Genomic DNA, 25213 nt, shown 5'->3' on the forward strand with positions numbered 1-25213 from the left:
CGAATGTGATCCATAACGGCTTTTCAAAACTTAGATTTTAGTCAGTGAGGAAAGTTGAGGCGCATCAATATATATTTAGAGACGAAAAATATAATCGTAGAGGTTACATTTCTTCGATGGGAACCATCATTGGACTACGGGGGTAAGTCGATGGAACCTCAAAAAATACTAATAATCTTTCAGGAGCATAAACATGTTTAAGAACCTTTTTGCGAACTTGCAGAAAGTTGGTAAGTCACTGATGCTACCAGTATCAGTACTTCCAGTTGCAGGTATTCTACTAGGTGTCGGCGCCGCTGACCTTGGTTTCATTCCAGAGGTTGTTTCTAACCTAATGGAACAAGCGGGTGGCTCAGTATTCGGTCAAATGGCTCTGCTATTTGCTGTAGGTGTAGCACTTGGCTTTACAGACAATGACGGCGTAGCAGGTCTTGCTGCTATCGTTGGTTACGGCATCATGACAGCAACACTAAGTGTTATGGCCGGTGTTATGGGTGTTGAAAAAATCGATACTGGTGTTCTAGGTGGTATCCTAGTCGGTGGTGTTGCTGCGTGGTCTTTTGCGCGTTTCTTCAGAATCCAACTTCCAGAATACCTTGGCTTTTTCGCTGGTAAGCGTGCTGTGCCAATCATCACTGGTTTCCTATCGATCGGTCTTGGTATCGTACTGTCTATCGTATGGCCACCAATTGGTTCGGCAATCGGAGCATTCTCTCATTGGGCTGCAAACCAAAACCCTGAGCTAGCGTTTGGTATTTACGGTATCGTTGAGCGTTCACTAATCCCATTCGGTCTTCACCACGTTTGGAACGTACCATTCTTCTTCGAAGCAGGTTCTTGTGTTGATGGCAATGGTGTTCAACAAACAGGTGTTCTAACTTGTTACTTGGTTGCTGATGAAGCTTCTCGCGCTGCAGGTAATGGCTTCGGTCAACTTGCGGGTGGCTACATGTTCAAGATGTTCGGTCTACCAGCTGCTGCAATCGCTATTGCACACTGTGCTAAACCTGAAAACCGCGCTAAAGTAATGGGTATCATGCTTTCGGCTGCGTTGACGTCTTTCCTAACAGGTATTACTGAACCAATCGAATTCTCATTCCTATTCGTTGCTCCTCTACTATACGGAATCCACGCACTACTAGCTGGTTCTGCATATGTTGTATCTAATGCACTAGGTTTTGTACACGGTACATCATTCTCACACGGTCTAATCGACTTCATCGTTCTTTCTGGTAATGCTCAGAAGATGGGTCTAATGGTTGCTGTTGGTCTTGGTTACGCTGCAATCTACTACTTCGTATTCCGCGCTGTTATCACTGCTATGGACCTTAAAACTCCTGGTCGTGAAGACGAAACAGAAGAAGCTGCTTCAACTGCAACTGGTTCTGAACTAGCAGGTGAACTTGTAGCTGCATTTGGTGGTAAAGCGAATATCACAGGTCTTGATGCTTGTATTACACGTCTACGTGTAGCAGTAGCTGATACTGACAATGTTGACCAAGACAAGCTTAAGCAACTTGGCGCAGCGGGTGTAGTTGTTGTTTCAGGTGGTGTACAGGCTATCTTCGGTACTAAGTCTGACAACCTTAAAACAGACATGGACGAGTGGATTCGTAACAACGGTTAATATCCACATATAACCATGATACAAAAAGGAGGCTTTAGCCTCCTTTTTTTGATCTGATGCATTCTCATAGTCACAACACTTCCTTTGTATACATAGCCTGAATGTATTTCAAAAAATAAAAGTGTGTTACGAAACGCACTTTTATAGATTTCATCACAAATTGCTGACAAAGGGCGCTAAAATAGTATTAGAATGCGCAAAGTTATAGATTATCAAGGATACAAAAAGTGAATATTGGGAAGCTAGCATTAGTCACAGCAGTACTTACAGGGGTAGCAACCTACGTAGGGGCAGCGAAAGCGGCTGGTTCTAATGGCAGTGCTGTTAAAGTGGGTATGGCGTTTGATCAGGGCCTAAGCGCAGTTGTTAAATTTGAAGATAGATTTAATTTGACGGTAGGCAATGATGGTATGGCTTTTGATTACCACTTTGCGAAAGGTAGCTTTTCTCAAGATGTTCCTTTTGACTGGTATGTAGGTGCCGGTGGTTGGTATGAGTGGGATGATGACTTTGGTCTTCGCGTTCCTCTTGGCTTAGATTGGAACTTTGCACCTAATTGGAATGCATTCGGACAAGTAGCTCCAGAATGGCAGATCCAAGACAAGTCAAAACTTAAGTTTGGCGCCGCTATTGGTGTGACATACCGCTTCTAGTTTTTGTGCTATTTGAATATAAAAAAGCCGACATTTCTATGTCGGCTTTTTCATTTCTGATATCTAACAGCATAAAGCGGTCAGTTTATCCCTTAATCACAATTCGGGCATTTGGAGTCCGTCATGCTCGAGTGTTTTTATCGAGCATCTGTGGTTATAAAGGTCCCCGATAAAAGTGCTCGGGGACGACGGTTATCAATCACATAAACATCAAAGTAGTGATTTTAATAAGCTCAATGATTGGTTAGAACACATTTACTTGCTCTACCAATATTTATGATCAAGCGACAAGCTATCAGTTAATAGCAATTACTTTTGTTTGTTCATCGCTTTACGGATACAGATAGCTGCGCCACCCCAAGTAATCCCAAGGCCAAGAACCATCATAATGATTGCACTAGTCGTCATAATTACGCTTCCTTTTTACTAAGTACGTTGATTGCTACACCGATGATAATGAGAAGAGCGAGTAGGCCCCAACCCAGTAGTAGCAGGTCGAATTGTGCATAACCGCCGTAGCCATCCGTTAGCGTCGCTTTCAGTGTATTAAATAGCGTTAGAGCTAGAATTGCTGGGCTTATAAACTTCAAGCAAACATCATACCAAGCTCCAATCTGAAAATCTGATACAGAGTTTACATAGTTGCGAATAGTTGCAGTCTTAACAATCCATACAATTAATAGAACCTCGATGAAACAGCTTAATACGATACCAATCTGGTTGGTGAAGTAGTCAACAAGGTCTAGTAGTAACAAACCACCGTTGGTTGCGAACGCAAGAGAAACCACTGCGCCGGTACCACATACAAGTGTTGCTGCTTTTTTACGACCTAGCTTGAACTTATCAATGATTGCCGATGTTACAGCTTCAATGATTGAAATATGCGAGCTTAAGCCTGCAATAGTCAGTGCTAGGAACAGCAGTGGACCTAGGATATAAGGTGCGGGTAGCTCATTAATTGCCGCAGGTAGAGTAACAAACGCAAGACCAACACCAGCTGAGACTACATCTGTTAACTCTTTGCCTTGTTCATGTGCCATGAAGCCCAGTACAGAGAAGATCATGATACCCGCTAGGATAGAGAAGCCACAGTTAATCAATACCGTCATAAAGGCGTTGTTATTGATGTCTGATTTCTCTGGCAGGTAACTTGAGTAAGCAAGCATGATGGCAAAGCCGATACTAAGGGTAAAGAAGATCTGACCATAGGCCGCCGCCCATACCTTAAGATCCATGATCTTGCTGAAATCTGGTTCAAATAGGTAGTTAATACCATTCAATGCACCAGGTAGGAAGATAGTACGACCAATAAGCACTAATACCATGACAAACAATACCGGCATCATGATTTTAGCAGCACGTTCAATACCAGACTTAACGCCACCTGCAATTGCAGAATAAGTGATAGCCCAAGCTAGAAGCATAGTTCCGGCAATCTTCCATTGGATAGAACCAAGATTTGATGGTGAGTTGTCACCTAGGTTCAGATACTCGCTAAAGAAGAAGGCATTTGTGTCAGTTCCCCATCCCTGATGGAAAGACATACCAAGGTATGAGATAGACCAACCGATCACCGCAACGTAATAAACAGCGATACATGCTGCGATACCGACTTGGAACCAGCCTAACCATTCGAATTTAGGGTTAACAGAACGAAGCGCTGCAGGTGCAGAACCACGATATTTTTGACCTAGCTTGAATTCCATAATCATAAATGGAATACCAGCTGTTAACATGGCGAAAAGGTAAGGGATAAAGAATGCGCCACCGCCATTTTCGTAGGCCATATACGGAAAGCGCCATATATTACCTAGACCGATTGCTGAGCCTACTGCGGCTAAGATAAATCCGGTACGGGAACCCCATTGTTCTCGTTTCATAATTACTCCTTGTAATTGCTTCTTAAGAGTTGCAAATTCTAAATGAGAATCAATAGTCTCTTTTGCTTAAATAACGAGAGTATATAAAACAATCACTATGCTTCTGTGCAATTTAGTGGTTGTTAATTCTGTTATAGCACTTAAAAAGTAGTGGTTTATTTTAAATAATTCAGTACCCGCACTCTAAAACTAGTAGAATATTCTGGGTCATAACGGCAGGTTACCGTGAGATATTCTGTCTGGCAAGATAAAATAAGGTTCATATATGGGAAGAATGATCGCAGAATTGCTAGTGATAAAGGTTGAGTTAATGGATTGTACTGTAAATATCGTAATGACCGCTGTCATCAGTTAAAGAAGTGCTTTCAGCTAGAGAATATGACTAAATGTTAAATTAAGAGCGAAAAACTAAGATACTTTCGCTCGTTAATATATTGTTATGCTCATGTGTCGATTTAGAAGCTGAATCTGAAGCCTAGATTGGCTTGAACTTGGCTTAGCCAGTCACCAGAAAATGCATATTTACAGCTTGTACCATTGCTAGAAGAGTCGCACACCGTAATTGAATCACCGTCAACCAAGGTTCCTAAATAGCGAACTTGTCCTTGAAGAGCAAAGCTGTCAGTAAACTTATACTCTAGTCCGGCGTAGAGGCCTGCTGAGAACTTGTATTCATTGCTTGCCCCCTCAACATCAATCTGTGTTCCACCTAAGCTTAGGCCCAAGTAGGCGTCCCATTTATCTCCTGAAGGATAAAAGACTGCGCTTTGAAAGTGTAAGTAACGTAGTGTGGTATCAAGGTTAACATCTTCGATGGAAGAGTCTTGTTGAGAGTAAAGTAAGCCGAGACGACCTTTTTCAACATTAGTTTCGATAGCAAGGTTGTAGTTGACTGCTTCTTTGATATCAAAGCTGCCATTTTCTTCAGTATCAAATGAACCGCCCATACTGTAGCCAACCATAGGGGTAATGTGGATATCTGCTTGAGATATAGCAGGGTAACCGCATGCTATCAGTAATAGAGGGAGGATTTTTCTGTTCATAGTATTGTCATCCTTGTCAATCTAGACCATGTTTACTTAGTTTTACTCGTCCTGTCCCAAAGTTGATCGAACGCACTTATGGGTAGTACCTAAGTTATGTATAGGTAATTGTGACAGTAACTGCATAATTCTGCACGGCTTTTCGCTAAGTCTTGAGAGGTAAACTTAGGAATGTTAATACTTAGTTCAACCCTATGTTTTATTCTCTTTAGGGATTATCGAATATCTATAAGGTGAGAAAATGAGTACGGATTTAAAATTTACCATAGCAATAGTCACTTCTGCTTTTGCAATCATTATCGCTTATGGATTAGTGGCGGTGTTTAGTTAATTATCTTTGGTGGATAAATGGACAATAGTGGGTTAGTTTGGGGGAATAATGCCTTATACAAGCAACAGATGTTTGCTAAGTATATTAATGGAAAAAATGCGCTTGTAGCACAGGGTGGGGGACAACGTAGTATATTCACTGCCGGTGTATTAGATGCTTTCTTGTATTCTAATTTTGACCCGTTTAAAACCTTTTATGGCACCTCTGCCGGAGCACTCAACCTTTGTGCGTACCTTTGCCGGCAACCTGAAATCGGAAAATCATTCCTTTTAGATCTCACCACCGACGATCGTTTCTTCAATCTTTTTAGTTTTGTCAGGCAGAAGCATTATATAGGGCTCGATTGGGCATTGAATAAAATTTGCTCCCCGCCTTATAAACTCGATATTGATATGGGAAAAAAAATGCTTGTAGGCAGAGAGGCGTACGCAGCCGTCACTCGTGCCGACAATTTCCATGATGATTACCTTCCTATGTTAGCGACCGATTGGCTAGATGTGATTAGGGCAACGTGCGCTATACCTAATCTTGTTTCTAGACCTATATCTGTTGCAGGAGAGGAGTTTGTGGATGGTGGCGTTTCAGCGTCAGTGCCGGTCCAAGAAGCATGGAGGCAAGGTGCCCGCAGTATCATTGTCATTCGGACCGAGCTACCCGAACATCCTTTGCTCACTAGGCAAGATGTACCAGAGTCTGTGCTAAAGCATGACAAAGAGGTTTGGTATCGCAGTCCTATAGATAACATTCAGAGCTTTTGGAACGAGAAACTCGATAAGGGTAAAAAAAGTATTGAAGACTTTATAGATGAGAGAGTAGGTAAAAGTGGCTCTGACAAATCTTTATCGCGTTTAGAGTTACTTAACGGCGGGCGATGGTTATTCGGCGCGGATAACGTTTATCGCTTATCTCACCTGTTAGGGAATCAACTTGATGCAGGGTTGGCTGATATGTTGATGGTGCACTACCAAACGTATGCGCTTACACAGGAGTTCATCTCTAACCCACCAGAAGACTGCTACGTGATGCAGATCATTCCTGAGGAGCCATTGCGTAGCTCTTCGCTAATGAGTAGTACTGAGGATCTATTGTTTGATTATCAGCAAGGGTTAAATTCAGGATATCGCTTTATCGACGAGTATCAGAGCACTCGAAAGTTAAAGATAAAGAAGGGAGCTCAGGTGAATTAGCGCTTAATCGGTGAGCATGCTCACGCCTTTAGAAAACAGAGCTTCACATTTACTTCGACCTGTAAAAAAATAGAACCTCACGATTGGGGAGAAATTTTATGTACACGGCTCAACCAAGCCACATTGACCATATCAAACAGATTAACGCCGGTAAGGTGTACCAACTTATTGATCAATTTGGCCCTATCTCTCGAATCGACCTTTCTAAATTGAGTGCGCTTGCTCCAGCGAGTATTACCAAGATTACTCGCGAACTCATTGATGCCCATCTTATTCATGAGACAGTAGTGCAGGAGGCGACAAGTCGTGGTCGTCCAGCGGTTGGATTACAGACCAATAATGAAGGCTGGCAGTTCTTATCGCTTCGTCTAGGGCGAGGTTACTTGACTATCGCGTTGCATGAATTAGGTGGCGAGGTGATTACTGAAAAGTACATTGATATTGAAGAACGTCATCAAGATGCAATGTTAGAGCGCCTGCTGTCTGAGATTACCCAGTTTTTTGAAGAAAAAGGGGCAGTTCTAGAGCGTATGACCAGCATTGCGATTACGTTACCTGGGCTTGTTCACTCAGAAAGTGGCTTAGTACTACAAATGCCTCATTTTGATGTGAAGTACCTAGAGCTTGGGCCTGCGTTATATGAGGCGACTGGCTTACCGGTATTTATTGCTAATGATACGCGAGCATGGGCACTTGCCGAAAAGTTATTTGGAAACTCTCAGCAAAACAAAAATTCGGTATTGATCTCTGTCCATAATGGTATCGGTGCGGGCATTATCCTTGAGGATAAAGTTCTTCAGGGGCGTTTGGGAAATGTCGGTGAATTAGGTCACATACAAGTTGATCCGAATGGTCACCCCTGCCACTGTGGCAACATAGGTTGTTTGGAAACGGTAGCAAGTTCTCATGCTCTGCTGCGTCAAGCTCAAGAAGCCATTGCTGCAGGTGATGAAACCTGTTTAGATCTGGAAACTTTATCTGTCATCAATATTTGTATGGCTGCCAATAATGGCGATGAGGTTGCATTGAAGATTATTATGCAGCTAGCAAAGCACTTAGGTATGGCGGTGTCTCTGGTTGTTAATATGTTTAATCCAGAGAAAATTCTTATCGGTGGCGATATCAATGTGGCTAAAGGCATCATCTTTCCTGAAGTTGAGCGTTGTGTGCAGACGCAAAGCCTACCTATCTATCGCCAAGACCTAGAAATTGTACCGAGCCGCTTCATCAAAAATGCCACCATGCCAGGTGCAGCCTTGATCAAGCAAGCTTTGTATGACGGTGTACTTTTGATGAAGGTCGTGGAAGGCTAAGCCTTAACCTCTTCAGTGGGTAAAGGTTGATTAAGCTGTTCGCTAAGTTCAATTAAAATCTGGTCATACACTTTGAATATGGCCAGTGATAAGGTGCTAGTCAGTTGATAAAGCTCACGCTCATCTAATTGTTCAGTATGACCATGAGCAGAGATGATTTCAGTTAATTGCCTTGCTGCATGACTGGTACTCGGGGCGTGTACACCTAAGGGTGACAATAAGCTCAGTCGATTTATTTTACGTAGTAATATTTGTGCCTTTAGATTCAGGCGCTCACACTGCAACTCATCTCTAGAGTCACTCACCAACATTCTAAATTGAGTTAAAGCCTCCAATGAATCAATAACGAGATTCCACTGACGTGAATATTGTTCACTCATTTCCACTTGATCTGATTCTACCAACCAAGTTAGCACTATTTCATCAATTAGGTACAGGGTGGCACGTATAGCTTTGCCATGGCTCATCTGACACTTAGATGGTGTCATGTCTCGCCATTCAAATAACAAGGTCTGTATTTGTTTCATTAAAAGGCGAAACATTGGACGGTCATTGATGAAACTTTTTTCAACGAGAAAGAGTAGTGAGTTGCTAATGTTCTTCTCAATCTCAACAGTATGATTATTCGGTATCGGCTCAAAGCTAAGATGAGTATGGGCAAGATGCCTGTGTTCACGGAGGTGCTCTGCTACACTGCGCAACTCACACACCAAACGGTAACGATTGTCATTGAGTTTGGATTGCCTACCATGTCGCATCAACAAATAGAGTACGATGACCGCGCTTAGACTGGCTGCAATAATCATGAACATAACTTACTCCCTAACAGCTACGAGCTAAATAAGGGTCTTGCAGTATTTATGCCAGATTGATTCTGTGAGTGTTAGCCAATGAATACGGTCGGTGGTGTGAGAAGTGTAAGTTGGCTTGCCTTACTTAAGAGCGGGGTTGCACTTGTTTGGCGCAAAAAAATACCGGCTTATTAAGCCGGTATTTTAATAATGATTAATGCTGTTTACATTACACGCATGCCTGGCTTAGCACCGTCATGAGGCTCTAAGATCCAAAGATCTTTACCACCAGGACCTGCTGCTAAAACCATACCCTCAGACATACCAAACTTCATTTTACGAGGCTTTAGGTTTGCAACCATAACAGTGTGCTTACCGATTAGGTCCTCTGGCTGATAAGCTGATTTGATACCTGCAAATACTTGGCGAGTTTCACCACCAAGATCGAGTACTAGTCTTAGCAGTTTGTTCGCCTTAGGCACAGACTCACATTCAACGATCTTAGCAATACGCAGGTCAATCTTAGCAAAATCATCGAACTCGATTTCATCAGCGATTGGCTCTTTAGTCAGCTCAGTTTCGTTTTTAGCTTGCTCTGCTTGTTCTTTGGCTGCCGCTTCAGCCGCTGCATCTTCTTTAGATGCTTCAACCATGGCTTCTACCTTCTTAGGGTCAACACGGTTAAAGAGTGCTTTGAACTTGCTGATCTCATGATCCGTTAATGGCGTAGCTACACCTTCCCAAGTGAGCTCTTGATTCAAGAAGCCTTCTGTACGGGCCGCGAGCTCGGGCATAACTGGTTTCAAGTAAGTCATTAATACGCGGAATAAGTTAATGCCTACAGAGCAGATATCTTGAAGCTCTTTATCTTGGCCTTCTTGCTTAGCTACAACCCACGGTGCCTTTTCATCAACGTATTGATTTGCTTTATCGGCAAGTGCGGTAATTTCACGAATTGCTCGGCTAAATTCACGAGCTTCGAATAATTCAGCAATGCGATCAGCCGCACCAGCAAATTCGTTGTACAGCGCTGGCTCTGCAAAGTCTTGAGACAGCTTGCCTTCAAAACGTTTGGTAATGAAGCCTGCATTACGAGATGCTAGGTTAACAATCTTGTTTACAACATCAGAGTTTACACGTTGAGTGAAGTCTTCAAGGTTAAGGTCTAGGTCATCGATACGGCTGTTTAGCTTCGCTGCGTAGTAATAACGAAGACATTCAGGATCGAGATGGTCTAGATAGGTGCTTGCTTTAATAAAGGTGCCTTTAGATTTAGACATCTTAGCGCCGTTTACAGTTACGTAGCCGTGCACAAATACATTGTTTGGCTTACGGAAACCTGCACCTTCTAGCATTGCTGGCCAGAATAGGCTGTGGAAGTAAACGATGTCTTTACCGATAAAGTGATACAGCTCAGTGGTACTGTCTTTCTTCCAGTATTCATCAAAATCTAGGTCATCACGTTTACTACAAAGGTTCTTGAAAGAAGCCATGTAACCAACAGGTGCATCTAGCCAAACATAGAAAAATTTATTCTTCTCACCTGGAATTTCAAAGCCAAAGTAAGGCGCATCGCGAGAAATATCCCACTGTTGTAGGCCTGACTCAAACCATTCTTGCATCTTGTTTGCGGTTTCACTTTGTAAAGAACCAGAGCGGGTCCACTCTTTGAGCATGCTTTCAAATTGCGGAAGGTCAAAGAAGAAGTGTTCTGAGTCCTTCATTACTGGAGTCGCACCAGAAACCGCAGACTTAGGGTTGATTAGCTCAGTTGGGCTGTAGGTCTCACCACAGTTATCACAGTTGTCGCCGTATTGATCTTCAGATTTACATTTAGGGCAAGTGCCCTTAACAAAGCGATCAGGAAGGAACATTTCTTTTTCTGGGTCAAACAGCTGAGAGATCGTACGGCTAGAGATAAAGCCGTTCTTTTTAAGCTCAAGATAGATGTTAGACGCCAACTCACGGTTCTCTTCACTGTGAGTGCTGTGGTAGTTGTCAAAGCTGATGTCAAAACCTGCGAAGTCTTTTTGATGTTCTTCGCTTACCGCTGCGATCATGTCTTCTGGTGAAATTCCCATCTGCTGGGCTTTAAGCATGATAGGGGTACCGTGAGCGTCATCAGCACACACAAAGTTTACTGTGTTGCCACGTAGGCGTTGATAGCGCACCCAGATATCAGCTTGGATGTGCTCAAGCATATGACCCAAATGGATTGAACCATTGGCATACGGTAGCGCACAAGTGACGAGCATTTTTCTTAATTCAGTAGTCATACTTAACTTTTCGCAGATAGGTTAAATTTGTAGGCGCTTATACTACCGTAAGCTAGCAATAACGAAAAGGATCTCACGGATAAATTGCATTGTGTTTACCTGATAACAAGTGAGAAAACCTAGGTAATTGATGAAAATAACCGCGCATATGTCGATAATTTGTTATAGCTGAAAGAATCCTGTTAATTCGGCGCGATATTAGCGCTAAGATGTATTCATAATTAGAAAAGGACGCATCAATGAATAAAGAAATACAGGGTCTTCACGCTTGGTTGAATCAGTTTCAGCATCCGTTACTTGTGAGTGAGTGGGCAGCTACTCAAGGTGTGGTGACAATAGATGATAAAGGTAAAGCGATTGATGTAGAGATTCCCTTCTTGGTGGAGTCTTTAACTCAAGCGGTTGGCAATTGGATATCACAGCATGATGCCCCTGCGCAGTGGGATGATTACACATTTTATGTTTCAGCTCGCGTACGCCCGCTAGAGAGCAAGGTTGTAAGTTCTCTGACGAGCATTAAAAATATCATCGCTGTGACATCGGCGAAGGGAGGTGTGGGCAAATCAACCACTACTGCTAACCTCGCACTGGCTATCGCTCAACAAGGCGCTAAAGTGGGTGTACTGGATGCGGATGTCTATGGCCCTTCTATTCCTTTAATGTTTGGCACTAAGGGTAAAAACTTAGAAATAATCGACAACAAATGGATGAAGCCGTTAGAGGCGCATGGCGTGTACACCCAATCTATCGGTTATTTGATCTCTAGTGATGACGCAGCGGTTTGGCGCGGGCCAATGGCTTCAAAGGCGTTGATGCAATTACTGAAAGAGACACAATGGCCAGAATTGGATTACCTTATTATCGATATGCCGCCAGGCACAGGCGACCTACAACTGACCCTTTCTCAAGAAATCCCATTGACCAGTGCTTTGGTGGTGACCACACCTCAAGACTTGGCACTAGCAGACGCAATTAAAGGTATCGCCATGTTTGAAAAAGCCGAGGTTGGAGTGCTCGGACTCATCGAGAACATGTCCTATCACGTCTGCAGTAATTGTGGTTCACATGAAGACATCTTTGGTAGTGGTGGAGCGGTGAAGTTAGCCGCAGAGAAGGGCATATCGGTACTAGGTCAATTGCCATTACATCTTAATGTTCGCCGTGACATCGATATGGGGGTGCCTTCGGTAGTGAACCCAGAATCAGCAGAGCAAGCACAAGGGTATTTACAGTTGGCAGAACAAGTGGTGAGTCGGTTATTTTGGCATGGAAAACCTCAGCCCGAGCGAATCAGGTTTGTTGAAGTAAAATAATTGTGGGTAATGTGTGCGGTATTTGCTAATGGCTGGCTAATTTACACTCAACCTTTAGGGATTATGAGCTTATTTCTGGTATCAAAGTTTATCAATCCCTATAATTACACGGTTTAAATTCTGTTTTTCGTTAGGATCAGTAAATGTCTGAAAATAATCAATGTGTCATCGTCGGCATCGCAGGCGCATCAGCGTCTGGTAAGAGCCTTATTGCAAGTACTATCTATAACGAGCTGCGAGCAAAGGTAGGCCCAGATCAAATCGGTGTTATCACGGAAGACAGATATTACAATGACCAAAGTCATTTGAGCATGGAAGAACGCGTAAAGACCAACTACGACCATCCAAAGGCATTGGATCACGATTTATTGTGCGAACATCTTCAGCAATTGGCTAATGGCCATGCTGTCGAAGTACCAGAGTACAGCTATACAGAGCATACCCGCACTAGCAACACGAAAACAATGACACCTAAAAAAGTTATTATCCTTGAAGGTATTTTGCTACTGACAGATCCTCGTCTTCGCAAGATTATGCATGCAAGCGTGTTTATGGACACGCCTTTAGATATTTGTTTGCTTCGTCGTGTGAAGCGAGATGTTGAAGAGCGTGGTCGCACCATGGAGTCAGTATTAAACCAATACCAAAAAACAGTGCGTCCAATGTTCATGCAGTTTATCGAACCTTCAAAACAATACGCCGACATCATTGTTCCTCGCGGCGGTAAAAACCGTATCGCAATTGATGTATTAAAAGCTCATATTGCTAAATTATTGAAATCTTAGTAATTTAGTGACGAGTTGTCGCTTTAATAGACTTGGCACTGACTGTTTCATTAGACCTAAATAAAAAGCACATTTTTTTAGGCTAGCGTTACATACAAGTGGCCAGTTTTGGTTAAGAATTAGATGGCACAGATGTGCCATTTTTTGTATCTAACGTTTGCCAAGTCCAGCAAGCGTGTAGAAGTATCAGGTTACAGGGAAGAAAAGATGAAAAAGCTGTCACTATTTATCATCACACCAATTGTATTGGTCATATTAGCCGTCGTCGCCTTGCTAGTATTTGTCGACCCCAATCAATTTAAACCCATGCTGGTGGAACAAGCTAAGAAGCAAACCAATCTTGATTTAACCATCGAAGGGGATATTGGTTGGCAGTTCTTCCCTTCTATTGGATTTTCTCTGGGTAAAACAACGTTAAGTAATCCTGAAGGGTTTAGTACTCCTAACATGCTCAAAGTCGACCAAGTTGGCTTGGATATCTCCGTTCTTCCACTGTTAGATAAAGAGCTACGAGTAGGAAATGTGACCCTGGTTGGCGCTGAGCTATATATGGAAACTCGCGCAGATGGTAGCAGTAATCTTGACTCTCTTACGGGTTCGCAACAAGCAACAGATGAATCAGTCTCTACTGAGTCCACTACTGAGGCGAGCGCTGAGACCGCAAGTGCAGGCGCTGATGAAGCATCAGAACCATGGACTATCTCCCTTGAAGGGGCAAACATTGAGAATGCCTTTCTTGAGATCAAAGATGATCAAGCCAAGTTGTACACTAAACTTGAGAACGTCAACTTGCAGGTTGCCAACTTTGAATTTGATCAGTGGACACCAATCAGCTTTAGCTTTTCTGGGGTAAACAACCAGCAAAAATTCGCTATATCTGGTAAAGCAAATGCAAAAACGAATTCAGAGTTTACCGACTACCAAGTCAAAGAGATTGAAATTGGTGGCAGTTTCTCACAACCTGATTTTGATCTTGCGAGTTTTGACTTAAAAGTGGATGAATTTAAGCTGGGAGCATGGGCAAATATATCTCTACTCGCTAAAGGTAATGCGGCGGGTAATGAATTTGATATTACCAGTACCGTAAAGGCTCAACTTGACAAAGACCTTGCTACCTTTGGTATTAAAGATCTCGCTTTAGAAACCCCTCTAAAAGGTAAAGACCTCGATATAAAAACCATTAGGCTTGGCTTGTCATCATTTAGGTTTGGTGAGCCCGGTAGCTTTCAGTTTGCGGTAATTGGCAACGCTGCAGGCATGGATAGCAATCTGACCATTATGGGAAACCTGATGGTTGATGAGGCGATATCTAAGGTTAATATCGATGCCTTTGATCTAAAAGGGAAGGTAGCAGGGGACACGCTACCGCAAAATCCTATTAATCTGGATATTAACTCGAACATTGAATTTGATCTCACTAAGAATAAATTATCGCTGATTCTAAATAAGTTAGCGGCCAATAATTTGCAATTTGATGGCACTACTAGCGTTGTTCTAGCGGATATTCCTAAGGTTCGCTTTAAGTTATATAGTCCAAACATCAACATAGATGAGTGGACTGGTGCAGATTCAGCGGAATCTGCGACAGCAGAAAAAGAAGCCTCGGCATCATCAAGTAACTCTTCTCAGGCTGCACAAGAGCCCGACTTATCTGTACTGAAGACGGTGGATGTTGCGGGTAGTATTACTATTGATAAGCTTCAGGCAAGTAACGCCAAGATGCAAAATGCCTTTGCCGATATAGCAATTAAAGATGGCGTGTTTAACCTGCGCTCTTTAAAAGCACGACTTTACCAAGGCAGTATCAATGCTAAAGCCGTAATTAATGCCAAGCAGCCGGTTGCAAGCTATGACATCGATGCCGCAGTTAACAACGTAAAGGTAGGTCCTTTGCTGGTGGACGTTGCCGACAACAACACTCTTGAAGGTACGGGTAATATTGATATAGATCTGAAAGGCAAAAGCCTAATTCCTGATGAACTGAAAAAGCACCTAGCAGGCACAATACAGGTCAAGTTTGCTGATGGAGCAATAAACGGTATCAATGTGGCGCAAATCATTCGCACCAATTATGCCAAGTTCAAGGGTGACGAAGTGCCGAAGGAAACAGAAGCAAAGAAAACGGACTTTAGCGCGATGAACGCTAAGGTTAAGCTGAACAAAGGGGTAGCAACCTTGTCTGATGTATCGGTGCAGTCCCCTTTACTTCGCATTAAAGCGAGCGGTGATGCGAACTATTTGATAGAGACTATGGATATCTTGGCTAAAACGTCCGTCGTTGGTTCTCTTGAAGGGCAGGGTGGTAAAGATATTGATGATCTGACCGATTTGACCATTCCTTTGCGTTTACAGGGAAGCTGGACAAGTCCTAAAGTGAGTTTGGATTTGGCTGCTCTACAGCAACAAGAGATTGAACGTAATAAGAAAAAGCTAGAGGAAAAGGCCAAGAAAGAAACTGAACGTGGTTTGAAAAAGCTACTAGGTGATAAAGCCAGTGATGAAGACACCAAGAACATCACTGATTCATTGCTGAAAAAACTATTCTAATCGAGGCAAACGACAATGAAGACCTTAGGTTTAATAGGAGGAATGAGCTGGGAATCAACTCAAACCTACTACCAGCTGTTAAACACTCAAGTGAAGCAGCGCCTAGGTGGTCTAAACTCAGCGAAGTTGGTGCTCTACAGCGTCAATTTCGCCGAGATTGAAAAGCTTCAGCGAGAAGGAGAGTGGAAGCAAGCCGCCAAGATATTATCGAGAGCTGCCCTTTCACTTCAAACCGCTGGTGCAGAAGCGATTGTGATTTGTACTAATACCATGCACAAGGTGGCAGAGGATATAGAGCAGGTTATCTCTATTCCTCTTTTGCACATTGCTGATGCGACGGCAAAAGCGCTTAAGCAAGACAATATCGATAAAGTTGCCTTGCTCGGCACTGCCTTCACTATGGAGCAAGACTTTTACAAACAGCGTCTGATTGATCGCGCTATTTCGGTGATAGTGCCAGATGAACAGCAGCGCAAACAGATCCACAAGATCATCTATGATGAACTGTGCCAAGGTAAGATCTTGCCTGAATCTCGCCAGATCTACCTTGATATTATTGCAGACTTACAATCTCGCGGGGCGCAAGGCGTTATTTTAGGTTGCACAGAAATTGGACTGTTGGTCAACAGTGAGCACACTATCGTTCCCTTGTTCGATACCACTTTGATTCATGCTTCTTTTGCGGTTGAGTGGTCGCTAACCTAAGCGAAAGAATTGAAAGTAATACCGTTCCTCGGGTCAATCTACCAATCAATACCTTTGCGAGCCATGATGCCTGAGTCAAAAGCATGCTTAACGTTGCGCACTTCAGAGACAGTATCAGCCAGTTCAATTAAAGTGCGGTGTGCGCCTCGACCAGTGATGACCACGGATTGCTGGGTCGGTCGCTGCTCTAGTGCACTAACAACCTCGTCTAAATCTATATAGTCAAAGCTGACCATATAAGTCAGCTCATCAAGCAGAACTACGTCGAGACTTGGGTCTTGCAACATTTTTTTGCATTCTTGCCATACGAGTTGTGCAGCTTCTGTATCGGCGTCTTTATTTTGAGTCTCCCAGGTAAAGCCAGTGGCCATCACATGGAAGGTAACCCCGTGTTGTTCCAATAAGTTTCGCTCGCCATTATCCCATGTTCCTTTAATAAACTGAGCGACACCACAATGAAAGCCGTGTCCTACGGCTCGAGCAACGGTACCAAATCCTGATGTGGATTTACCTTTGCCATTACCGGTAATGACTAACAATAATCCTTTTTCTTCAGTAGCCGCAGCTATCTTTTCATCGACTTTTTCTTTTAACTTTTTTTGGCGTTGCTGGTGGCGATCCTGTTGTTGAGTCATTGTCCTTCCCGTTACATTGCTGACATATTGTCGTCATAACTGCGATACAGAATGAGGGTGTGATGGAACATTCTGTCAATCGTTAAGCATACTCGGTATTGAGACTTTCTGATCCCGAGCTAAGGTTATGATAAACATAGTTCAACGGATAAAAGAAGGATTGATCGTGATGAAGATTTTAGTCGTGTGTATGGGAAACATTTGTCGCAGTCCAACAGCAGAGGCTGTACTGCGAACAAGAGCCGAAAATAAGGGTTTATTGATTGAAGTAGAATCTGCCGGCACCATAGATTATCACCACGGAGAAAAGCCGGACAGCCGTGCGGCAACAGCAGCGAAAAACAGAGGCTACTCCTTTGGGAGAAAGCGAGCACGTGGAGTAACCCAAGAAGATTTCTATTATTTTGACCGTATATTAGTAGCCGATAAACAAAACCTTACTGATCTTCAAGACATATGCCCTAGCGAGTACCGATATAAATTGGCTTTATTTCTTCAAGGTGCAGGTTTAGAGACGGATGAAATTCCCGATCCTTATTATGGTGGCGAGCAAGGCTTCGAACGTGTACTTGACCTTATAGAAGGTGGTAGTGACAAAATACTCGCTGAGCTGTAAATCGTGATGATGTCATCGAGGGAAGTCATGACTAGGTTTCCCTTTTGCAAAAGAGATGGTGTATAAGTGAGTGTTATTTGTGTTTTTATTGTAATCATAGCGTTGAGTTAATGGTCACTTAAAGCGATGAAAGATTGATGCAACGCACGAATGTAAGTAATTGTAACTTTTATCTGCAAAAGTGTATCAAAAGTTGATTTGAGTCCCTTTTTGGATGTAATAGCTTTGCTAAGTTGCGTCGATAATCTAAACATTAGCAAGGCTTATCGACATGTTAGAACTCTTAATTGGATTAGTCGCCACCGTAATCGTCGGCTACTTCATTATCAAAGGCTATCGCGCAGCAGGTGTTCTGCTGACAGCTGGTCTTACACTTCTTATTATTACTGGTTTACTAGGGCACACTGTATTACCTGCTAAAGTAGCGTCAACCGGTAACACATTTACCGACGCTCTTGAGTTTGTAAAGTATATGCTTCAGTACCGTGGCGGTGGTCTTGGTCTGCAGATCATGTTGCTGTGCGGTTTTGCTTCTTACATGACGCACATTGGCGCGAATAATGTAGTGGTAAAGCAGTTTTCGAAACCTCTTTCTATTATTAAATCCCCGTACATTCTATTAGTGGCCGCTTATATAGTGGCATGTTTGATGTCTTTAGCGGTAAGTTCGGCAACGGGGCTTGGCGTATTATTGATGGCGACGTTATTCCCAATGATGACTGCTATGGGCATTTCTCGCCCAGCAGCGGTTGCTGTATGTGCATCGCCTGCTGCAATTATTTTGTCACCGACCTCTGGTGATGTGGTGATTGCTGCTGAAAAGTCCGGCATGGCGCTCGATATCTTTGCTTTCCAAACGGTATTGCCCGTTTCTATCAGTGCTATTGCTGTTATGGCTGTTGCTGCATATTTCTGGAACAAATACCTAGATAAAAAGCAAAATACCCCAATGGAGAAGATAGACCTTTCAGAGATGGAAGTGAATGCACCTGCTTTTTATGCCGTGTTGCCATTCTTACCCATTTTTGGTGTGTTCTTGTTTAATGGCCGCACGATTCCAGGTTTATCCTTAGATATCTACACCATCGTTGTGCTATCTATCTTCATTGGCGCAGTAGTCGATTACGTAGTGAAGCGTTTTGATGGCAAGCAGACTCTTGAAGACCTTGAATCATGTTATGCCGGTATGGCTGACGCGTTCAAAGGCGTGGTAATGCTATTGGTTGCTGCTGGCGTATTTGCTCAAGGCTTAATGTCTATTGGTGCTATTGATAATTTGATCCACTTAGCAGACAACGCAGGTGCAGGGGCGATAGCTCTAATGTTATTGTTGACAGGATTGACCGTTGCCGCAGCCATCGCTACAGGTTCTGGTAACGCGCCATTCTATGCGTTTGTTGAACTAGCGCCAGCACTAGCAGGTAAAATGGGTATTAATCCAGCATTCCTTATTATCCCAATGCTACAGGCTTCTAACCTAGGCCGCACAATCTCTCCGGTTTCAGGTGTTATTGTTGCTACTTCAGGTATGGGTAACATCAGTCCATTTGAGGTGGTAAAGCGAACCTTTGTTCCCGTTATGTGTGGCCTTGCAACCGTTATTATTGGTACCATTTTCCTTGTACCTATGGCGGCTTAATCTGACAGTATAATCCATTCAAATAAGCTCTCTAAACTTAAATTAGAGAGCTCTCTCGAGGTGTATCATGACAGTTTCTTTTGACGTAAATACCTATATTGAGCAACTTTCAAAGCTGGTGAATATAGATTGTGGTAGTGCAAATACGCAGGGCATCGCTAAGGTAGCCGATGTACTAGTCCCTATGTTTGAGCAAATAGGGTTTAACGTTACAAGACATACCGTTCATAGGGATGCAGGCCCTTGTCTAGAGATTACCAACAAGCCTAATGCTGAGCGTTACGATGTTATGCTTTGCGGACATATGGATACGGTATTTCCAGATGGCACAGTCGCTACGCGTCCTCTTACTTTTGATAGTGAGAAGATCTATGGCCCTGGCGTGACAGATATGAAATCAGGCATCTTAAGTGCATGGTATGCATTGCAAATGCTATCTGCCGAGCAAAGAGACAAGCTTTCTATCGTTGTCGCATTGAATTGCGATGAAGAGATTGGTTCACGATATTCTCGAGAGTGGGTGGAGTCGTTAGCTCGCAAAAGTAAGAAAGTATTAGTGTGTGAAGCCTCACGAGCAAACGGTAACCTGATTCGCTCGCGAAAAGGTAATGCAAAGTACGAGCTAACCTTTCATGGTGTAGCGTCCCACGCAGGCTCGGCGTTGCAAGATGGCGTATCGGCAATTTATGAGCTGAGCCATTGGTCATTGGCGATTAAGGATATGGTGAACCTAGAGACGGGCACCACCATGAATGTGGGGACGGTTGAAGGGGGAGTCGCTGTTAATGTGGTGCCTGATTACGCCAAAGCGATTGTTGATTTGCGATTCTGGAACAACGAAGAGGCAGAAGCGATCCATTGCAAGCTTGAGCACATGGCAAACTCTCCGTTTGAGGAAGGAGCAACAGTCGAGGTTAAGCGACTAGCGTTTAAACCCGCCATGATCCCAACACAAGCGACTGAACAAATGATTGAAATGGTCAGCAGTGAAGCCGATAAATTGAATCTTGTTTACGACTGGGAGAATGCTGGTGGTGGTTCAGATGGTAACTTTACCGCTAATGTTGGTACGCCAACATTGGATGGTTTTGGCCCGTCTGGCGCAGGTCTTCACTCGGATAAAGAGTATCTTCTGATTGATTCCATCAAGCCAAGGCTCGATCTTTTGGTAAACGTGCTTAATCGTTTATAACTGCGGATGAGTTGTTTAAAAAGCCTCTAACGCTTGTGCATTAAAGGCTTTTTGTTATTTATCTTGTTTGAAAGTTGGGTAATCAGTAAGCCCTTTTTCACCGCCGCCAAACAAGGTGTTGGGATCATGCTGCGCCCATGGTGCGCCGGTTTTGATTCTTTCTGGCAGATCAGGGTTAGCCACAAATGGTCGGCCAAACCCTATCATATCAGCCAATCCTTCTTCGACAGCTTTTGCGCCAGTATTTGCTTTGTAGCGACCTGCGTAAATCAAGGCGTTCTTGAACGCCTCGCGAAGTGCAAGCTTAAACGCCTTGGGCGTATCTGGAGCATCGTCCCAGTCTACTTCTGCGATATGCAGATAGGCAATATTATGGGAGTTCAATAATTTAGCCGCTTCGGTGTACGTATATTCTGGATTCGCATCCACTGTACCATTGAGGGTTGTCAGCGGGGCTAAGCGTACACCGACACGATCTGATCCAATAGCATCAACCAAGGTTGTCACTACTTCATCTAGAAAGCGTAATCGGTTCTCCAGACTACCGCCGTATTCATCCGTACGGTTATTGGATTCAGAATCGATAAATTGATTGATTAGGTAACCATTGGCAGCGTGAAGTTCGATACCATCAAATCCTGCTTTTAGAGCGTTCAACGCCGCTTGATGAAACTCTGCAATAACGTCTTTGATGTCAGTTAAGGTCATTTCTCTTGGCTCAACCACATCTACGAAGCCTGGCTCATCGGTATTGTTGTCGATGAATACCTTGACGTTTTCTGCCTTAATTGCTGATGAAGAGATAGGCTGATTGCCATTGATGTTGTCTGGGTGGGTGACGCGACCTACATGCCAAAGTTGAGCGAAGATTTTACCACCGTTGCTATGCACCGCCGTAGTTACCTTCTTCCAGCCCGCGATTTGTTCTTTGCTATAGATACCTGGAGTCCAAGCATAGCCTTTACCCATTGGTGAGATCTGAGTGCCTTCGGAGATGATTAGGCCCGCTTGAGAGCGTTGACCGTAGTAAGTTGCCATCATGTCATTTGCAATATCGCCAGGCTGAGAGGCTCTAGAACGAGTCATTGGAGGCATTACGATACGGTTCTTTAGGGTGATGTTACCCAGTTTGATTGGTTCAAATAGTGCTGAAGTCATAGGTCAATGCCTTAATGGAATTGGAAAGTGAGCCTAGATTATCAGTGGCAACTATTGTCTTAAACCGCAAAATGAGCAAAATACTTTTACCCATTTTGCAATAATCAACTTGGATTGGCGGCTAGGAGAGGTAGCTTTCAATGCCATTTAAGAACATTTGAACCGCGATCATTAGCAGCAGCATCCCCATGAGACGCTCGACGGCTTTTAGGCCCTTGTCGCCAACGATACGTTGGAATACTTCTGAGAACATTAAGATCACAGCAGATGCTAACCAAGCTCCTATTAGAGCTAAAGACCAGTCAGCCATGCGGTGTGGGTCTTGGTGAGCAAGCAAGATTAAGGTTGCGATAATAGAAGGGCCAGCCATCATGGGAATCGCTAATGGTACTATCAGCGGTTCTTCACCAGCACCTAAGCTAGCACCTAGGCCACCTTCTGGAGGAAAGATCATTTTTAGACTGATCAAAAATAAGATGATCGCTCCCGAAATCGATACCGCTTCTTTATCTAAGCCAAGGAACGTCAGAATCTGTTCGCCTGCGAACAAGAATAGAAACATCACCACTAGCGCTATCACTAATTCACGAATCAATACTAGGCGACGTCGTTTCTTATCAATGTGTTTGAGTAATGACGTGAAAATAGGCAAGTTGCCCATAGGGTCCATGATAAGAAAGAGCATCACAGCGGCTGATATAGTATCCATTCAATGTCCTGATAGCTTTGGCTGATTAATTAAAAGGCGAGATTATGAAACAAGATGTGTCTACCTGTACAGAAGAATAGTCCTTGTTTTGTCAGATAGTTAGCTTAAATAGGAGGCTAGTTTCAGAAAAAAGCTCAGAAAATTGCCGTCTTTTTCCAACTTGCTCCGTCTTATAGAAGTGAGATAACTATTAAGAGAGTAAAACATGTTAAAGATTGTCAGTTTTAATATTTGTCCTTTTGTGCAAAGAGTCACTGGTGCTCTTGCAGCTAGAGGCATTGGGTTTGAGATGGAATACATTAGTCTTAAGGACAAGCCACAGTGGTTCTTGGAACTTTCTCCCAATGGACAAGTTCCGGTGTTGATTACGGAATCTGGCACAGCCTTGTTTGAGTCGGATGCAATCGTTGAATATATTGAAGATGAATATGGTCCACTTGAAGAAAATGTCAGCAATGAGCAGCGCGCACTAGATAGAGCATGGAGTTATTTAGGTACTAAACATTACCTTCCTCAATGCGGGGCAATGAGTAGCAAGAGCGCTGATATTTTTGAACAGCGCTCTGAAAAGCTAGTCGCTGCATTTAAGAAAGTAGAAGCACAGCTAAATTTGAGCTTCACTTTTTTTAAATCGAATCAATTAAGTAACGTTGATATTGCGTGGCTTCCTTTGCTCCATAGAGCGCATATTATTAAACAGCACAGCGGGTACGACTTTTTGTCTGGCTTACCCAAAGCTCAGGCTTGGCAAAAGAACCTGTTGAGTTCGGGACTTATTGAGCCGACGATATCAGAAGATTTTGAGGCAGCATTTAAAAGCTTCTACCTGAAAGATACTTATCTTGCCGAAAAATAGTACTAAGCCTAAAGAGTGTGGTGGATTCACAGTCAAGGGTAGGGAGATAGGTTGAGATTCTTACCAATAATCGATCGTGTTCAAAGTGTTAGCTTTTGATTGAATAAAAAAACAGCATCTAAATGGCTTAGGATTGTTGCACTAGAAAAGCTATGGTACACATATTGTTACGTCCCCTTAGTTCAGCTGGATAGAACAAGGGCCTCCTAAGCCTTAGACACAGGTTCGAATCCTGTAGGGGACGCCACTTCAGCCCTTGCTCCCTTATTTATCAGTGCCTTGTAAAGTAATAGCTCTTTCTTGGTGCGATTCTGGTGCCTTTAGATTGTCGTTTCTGATTTTTTGTAAAGCATAAGAAGATAAACGCGAGTTGAACTGTGCGGTTCTCTCCATGAGATAGTGGCATAGTGAATTTGGTTACTTGATCAGAGGCTTTGTAATATCTCTACTCATTCACCATATGCCTAAGTGAGCCAATTCGCTGATTTTAGGCAAGATAAAGCGATAATTTTAGTTAATATCACAGAACATGTAGGTTGTTTAAGATACTGTCTAATTAGCTTTTAAAAATAGGAGAGCATCATGGGAACAGTTCTAGGTATGTTAGTGTTGGCATCTATCGCGTACTTGATAAAGAAAAACACAGGACTGCACTTACATCAGTGGTTTTCTAAGAAATATCAACAGCATCTAAACGCAAAAAAATGAACCAAAATTCGGCATGACTCTTGATGAGATGTGTGGCTTCTATTCGTTAAAAGTAATTATCCCAATCCATTCTGGAATGTTCTTCATGCATTCCATTCCTTACAATGGATACAGTTCGCCGACTTCAACGTACTAAATGATTTTTAGCCCACTCGGGTAATAAAGGTTTGCTCGTCATCCACAAAAGCTACAAAGCCGTCGTGATAGATAAACACCCGACCACGCCCCTCAACTAGGCAGGCAAGCTGTGGATTTAAATCTTCTTCGTTATCCCTGCTTTGAAAAGTGCCAGTATCAGTGATTACGCCGCTGAGTGTAGGCAAATATCCATAAGTGCGCTTGGCTTGATCAATCAAGTTCAATTCGCTGGCGGTAGAGAAGCAAGAGGGGATTGCACCTGCATCTTCGATAAATATAGTTTTCAATTCTTCAAAAGCTGTAATCACCAGCCAGTCGATGCCATTAACATGATGGATAAACATAGAGTTTCTCGGGAATTCTGATGCGGAGATTTTATCACTATCAGAGGGGAACGTTGTAGAGATTTAATGGCTAAAGGCGATAATTCTGTTTCATCTCTGTAATTTCACTAGGCACCTTTGAGATTAAGTAGTAAGACCCTTATAAATGATAAAGAAATTATCAATTGAAAGTAAATATCCTAAAAAATCAATCTAACTTATTGTTATTATTCGAATATATTTTCAATAGGATAAGGTTACTTTTCATTGATGGATTGAGTTAGCATCTTTCTTACAATGAATCCATCAGTAAAAAAGACACGAAGTACGGGTTTCAATTCAAGCAGAGTGCATTTAAAACCACGAGCATTGAATCAAACATTACTTTAAATACTAAAATTAAGAATGATGGAAAGATTATGAAAATCACAACCAAAGATATTGCACTCACCGAATCGATGAAAGTAGATGTAGAAGAAAAAGCGAATCATCTACAACACTTGTTTCCCGATTTAGCTAATGGTCACTTCCACATTATTTATCATGCAAGCTATGAGGAATTTGAATGCGAAATTCATGCTTCAAACCATGACGAAGTATTCTTTGCAAAAGAAAAAGGTAAAGAGTTTTTGCCAACACTGACTCATGTAACGAAAGCGCTTCAGCACCAACTTGAAAAGCAAAAAACAAAGCACTCCATTAAGCATGAGAACCACGGCTTACAAGGCTGATTTATACTTATTTAAATAGCCAAGTATTAGAAATTCATACTGTTTATCAGCATCGAA

Annotated in this window: 24 protein-coding genes and 1 tRNA gene; 16 read left to right on the plus strand and 9 right to left on the minus strand. The window is 42.9% G+C overall.

The window, feature by feature from the left end:
- Positions 1–193: 193 nt before the first annotated feature.
- The gene (ptsG, locus tag OCU48_RS04435) at positions 194–1627 is read left to right on the plus strand and encodes a PTS glucose transporter subunit IIBC (RefSeq protein ID WP_141343904.1); all 1434 of its coding nucleotides are present in this window, start codon (positions 194–196) and stop codon (positions 1625–1627) included.
- Positions 1628–1854: 227 nt separating this feature from the next.
- Positions 1855–2280 (plus strand): hypothetical protein, encoded by a 426-nt coding sequence (locus OCU48_RS04440; RefSeq protein ID WP_141343905.1) that lies wholly within the window; start codon positions 1855–1857, stop codon positions 2278–2280.
- 309 nt (positions 2281–2589) lie between these two features.
- On the opposite strand, the gene OCU48_RS04445 is transcribed toward OCU48_RS04440, so the two are convergent.
- From OCU48_RS04445 to OCU48_RS04455, 3 genes are all read right to left on the minus strand, one after another.
- Positions 2590–2688, minus strand: coding sequence for a MetS family NSS transporter small subunit (locus OCU48_RS04445; RefSeq protein WP_141271050.1), 99 nt, complete (start codon positions 2686–2688; stop codon positions 2590–2592).
- 2 nt (positions 2689–2690) lie between these two features.
- The gene (locus OCU48_RS04450) at positions 2691–4160 is read right to left on the minus strand and encodes a sodium-dependent transporter (protein WP_141343906.1); all 1470 of its coding nucleotides are present in this window, start codon (positions 4158–4160) and stop codon (positions 2691–2693) included.
- A 455-nt stretch (positions 4161–4615) separates the two neighbouring features.
- The gene (locus tag OCU48_RS04455) at positions 4616–5203 is read right to left on the minus strand and encodes an outer membrane beta-barrel protein (protein WP_141343907.1); all 588 of its coding nucleotides are present in this window, start codon (positions 5201–5203) and stop codon (positions 4616–4618) included.
- Positions 5204–5444: 241 nt separating this feature from the next.
- Here OCU48_RS04455 and cydH point away from each other — a divergent pair, with 241 nt between their 5' ends.
- From cydH to mlc, 3 genes are all read left to right on the plus strand, one after another.
- Entirely contained in the window at positions 5445–5534 is a 90-nt protein-coding gene (cydH, locus tag OCU48_RS04460) for a cytochrome bd-I oxidase subunit CydH (protein ID WP_141343908.1), read from the plus strand.
- Positions 5535–5551: 17 nt separating this feature from the next.
- Positions 5552–6721: a patatin-like phospholipase family protein gene (locus tag OCU48_RS04465; RefSeq protein ID WP_141343909.1), complete on the plus strand. Its 1170-nt coding sequence runs from the start codon at positions 5552–5554 to the stop codon at positions 6719–6721.
- A gap of 98 nt (positions 6722–6819) precedes the next feature.
- Positions 6820–8034: a sugar metabolism global transcriptional regulator Mlc gene (mlc, locus tag OCU48_RS04470; protein WP_141343910.1), complete on the plus strand. Its 1215-nt coding sequence runs from the start codon at positions 6820–6822 to the stop codon at positions 8032–8034.
- Here mlc and OCU48_RS04475 read toward each other — a convergent pair.
- Together OCU48_RS04475 and metG are read right to left on the minus strand one after the other, a co-directional pair.
- Complete coding sequence (locus OCU48_RS04475) at positions 8031–8846, minus strand: hypothetical protein (protein WP_141343911.1); 816 nt, start codon at positions 8844–8846, stop codon at positions 8031–8033. The genes mlc and OCU48_RS04475 overlap by 4 nt on opposite strands.
- A 203-nt stretch (positions 8847–9049) precedes the next feature.
- Positions 9050–11101: a methionine--tRNA ligase gene (gene metG / locus OCU48_RS04480; protein ID WP_141343912.1), complete on the minus strand. Its 2052-nt coding sequence runs from the start codon at positions 11099–11101 to the stop codon at positions 9050–9052.
- Positions 11102–11340: 239 nt separating this feature from the next.
- Between metG and apbC the strand changes: the two genes are divergently transcribed.
- The 4 genes from apbC to OCU48_RS04500 all read left to right on the plus strand — a co-directional run bounded on the left by apbC (position 11341) and on the right by OCU48_RS04500 (position 16451).
- Positions 11341–12414 (plus strand): iron-sulfur cluster carrier protein ApbC, encoded by a 1074-nt coding sequence (gene apbC / locus OCU48_RS04485; protein ID WP_141343913.1) that lies wholly within the window; start codon positions 11341–11343, stop codon positions 12412–12414.
- A 143-nt stretch (positions 12415–12557) separates the two neighbouring features.
- On the plus strand, positions 12558–13199 hold the full coding sequence (udk, locus tag OCU48_RS04490) for a uridine kinase (protein ID WP_141343914.1): 642 nt from the start codon (positions 12558–12560) through the stop codon (positions 13197–13199).
- A 207-nt stretch (positions 13200–13406) separates the two neighbouring features.
- Positions 13407–15746 carry an AsmA family protein gene (locus tag OCU48_RS04495; RefSeq protein ID WP_141343915.1) on the plus strand — a complete coding sequence of 780 codons (2340 nt, stop codon included), beginning with the start codon at positions 13407–13409 and terminating at the stop codon, positions 15744–15746.
- 15 nt (positions 15747–15761) lie between these two features.
- Positions 15762–16451 carry an aspartate/glutamate racemase family protein gene (locus OCU48_RS04500; protein ID WP_141343916.1) on the plus strand — a complete coding sequence of 230 codons (690 nt, stop codon included), beginning with the start codon at positions 15762–15764 and terminating at the stop codon, positions 16449–16451.
- A gap of 38 nt (positions 16452–16489) precedes the next feature.
- On the opposite strand, the gene cobO is transcribed toward OCU48_RS04500, so the two are convergent.
- Positions 16490–17086, minus strand: a complete 597-nt coding sequence (cobO, locus tag OCU48_RS04505; protein WP_141343917.1) for a cob(I)yrinic acid a,c-diamide adenosyltransferase — start codon at positions 17084–17086, stop codon at positions 16490–16492.
- 169 nt (positions 17087–17255) lie between these two features.
- Between cobO and OCU48_RS04510 the strand changes: the two genes are divergently transcribed.
- The 3 genes from OCU48_RS04510 (at position 17256) to OCU48_RS04520 (ending at position 20533) form a co-directional block, all read left to right on the plus strand.
- A complete protein-coding gene (locus OCU48_RS04510; RefSeq protein ID WP_141343918.1) occupies positions 17256–17702 on the plus strand; it encodes a low molecular weight protein-tyrosine-phosphatase in 447 nt (148 codons plus the stop codon).
- 271 nt (positions 17703–17973) lie between these two features.
- Positions 17974–19341, plus strand: coding sequence for an anaerobic C4-dicarboxylate transporter DcuC (dcuC, locus tag OCU48_RS04515; protein ID WP_141343919.1), 1368 nt, complete (start codon positions 17974–17976; stop codon positions 19339–19341).
- Between the two features lie 67 nt (positions 19342–19408).
- A complete protein-coding gene (locus tag OCU48_RS04520; protein ID WP_141343920.1) occupies positions 19409–20533 on the plus strand; it encodes a M20 family metallopeptidase in 1125 nt (374 codons plus the stop codon).
- 54 nt (positions 20534–20587) lie between these two features.
- On the opposite strand, the gene OCU48_RS04525 is transcribed toward OCU48_RS04520, so the two are convergent.
- Positions 20588–21691, minus strand: a complete 1104-nt coding sequence (locus OCU48_RS04525) for an alkene reductase (protein ID WP_141343921.1) — start codon at positions 21689–21691, stop codon at positions 20588–20590.
- Positions 21692–21812: 121 nt separating this feature from the next.
- The gene (locus tag OCU48_RS04530; protein ID WP_141343922.1) at positions 21813–22400 is read right to left on the minus strand and encodes a YhgN family NAAT transporter; all 588 of its coding nucleotides are present in this window, start codon (positions 22398–22400) and stop codon (positions 21813–21815) included.
- Between the two features lie 205 nt (positions 22401–22605).
- On the opposite strand from OCU48_RS04530, the gene OCU48_RS04535 reads away from it, so the two are divergent.
- The 3 genes from OCU48_RS04535 to OCU48_RS04545 all read left to right on the plus strand — a co-directional run bounded on the left by OCU48_RS04535 (position 22606) and on the right by OCU48_RS04545 (position 23964).
- The gene (locus tag OCU48_RS04535; protein ID WP_141343923.1) at positions 22606–23256 is read left to right on the plus strand and encodes a glutathione S-transferase family protein; all 651 of its coding nucleotides are present in this window, start codon (positions 22606–22608) and stop codon (positions 23254–23256) included.
- 171 nt (positions 23257–23427) lie between these two features.
- Positions 23428–23503, plus strand: a tRNA-Arg gene (locus tag OCU48_RS04540).
- A gap of 335 nt (positions 23504–23838) precedes the next feature.
- On the plus strand, positions 23839–23964 hold the full coding sequence (locus tag OCU48_RS04545) for a hypothetical protein (protein ID WP_280176868.1): 126 nt from the start codon (positions 23839–23841) through the stop codon (positions 23962–23964).
- Between the two features lie 143 nt (positions 23965–24107).
- Here the strand turns inward: OCU48_RS04545 and OCU48_RS04550 are convergent, their stop codons facing one another.
- Complete coding sequence (locus OCU48_RS04550; RefSeq protein ID WP_141343924.1) at positions 24108–24446, minus strand: cytosolic protein; 339 nt, start codon at positions 24444–24446, stop codon at positions 24108–24110.
- Positions 24447–24844: 398 nt separating this feature from the next.
- Here OCU48_RS04550 and OCU48_RS04555 point away from each other — a divergent pair, with 398 nt between their 5' ends.
- Positions 24845–25156, plus strand: coding sequence for an HPF/RaiA family ribosome-associated protein (locus OCU48_RS04555; protein ID WP_141343925.1), 312 nt, complete (start codon positions 24845–24847; stop codon positions 25154–25156).
- The last annotated feature ends 57 nt before the right edge of the window (positions 25157–25213 follow it).

Origin of the sequence: Vibrio inusitatus (assembly GCA_024346935.1) — a bacterium.
In the GTDB taxonomy this organism is placed as follows: domain Bacteria; phylum Pseudomonadota; class Gammaproteobacteria; order Enterobacterales; family Vibrionaceae; genus Vibrio; species Vibrio inusitatus.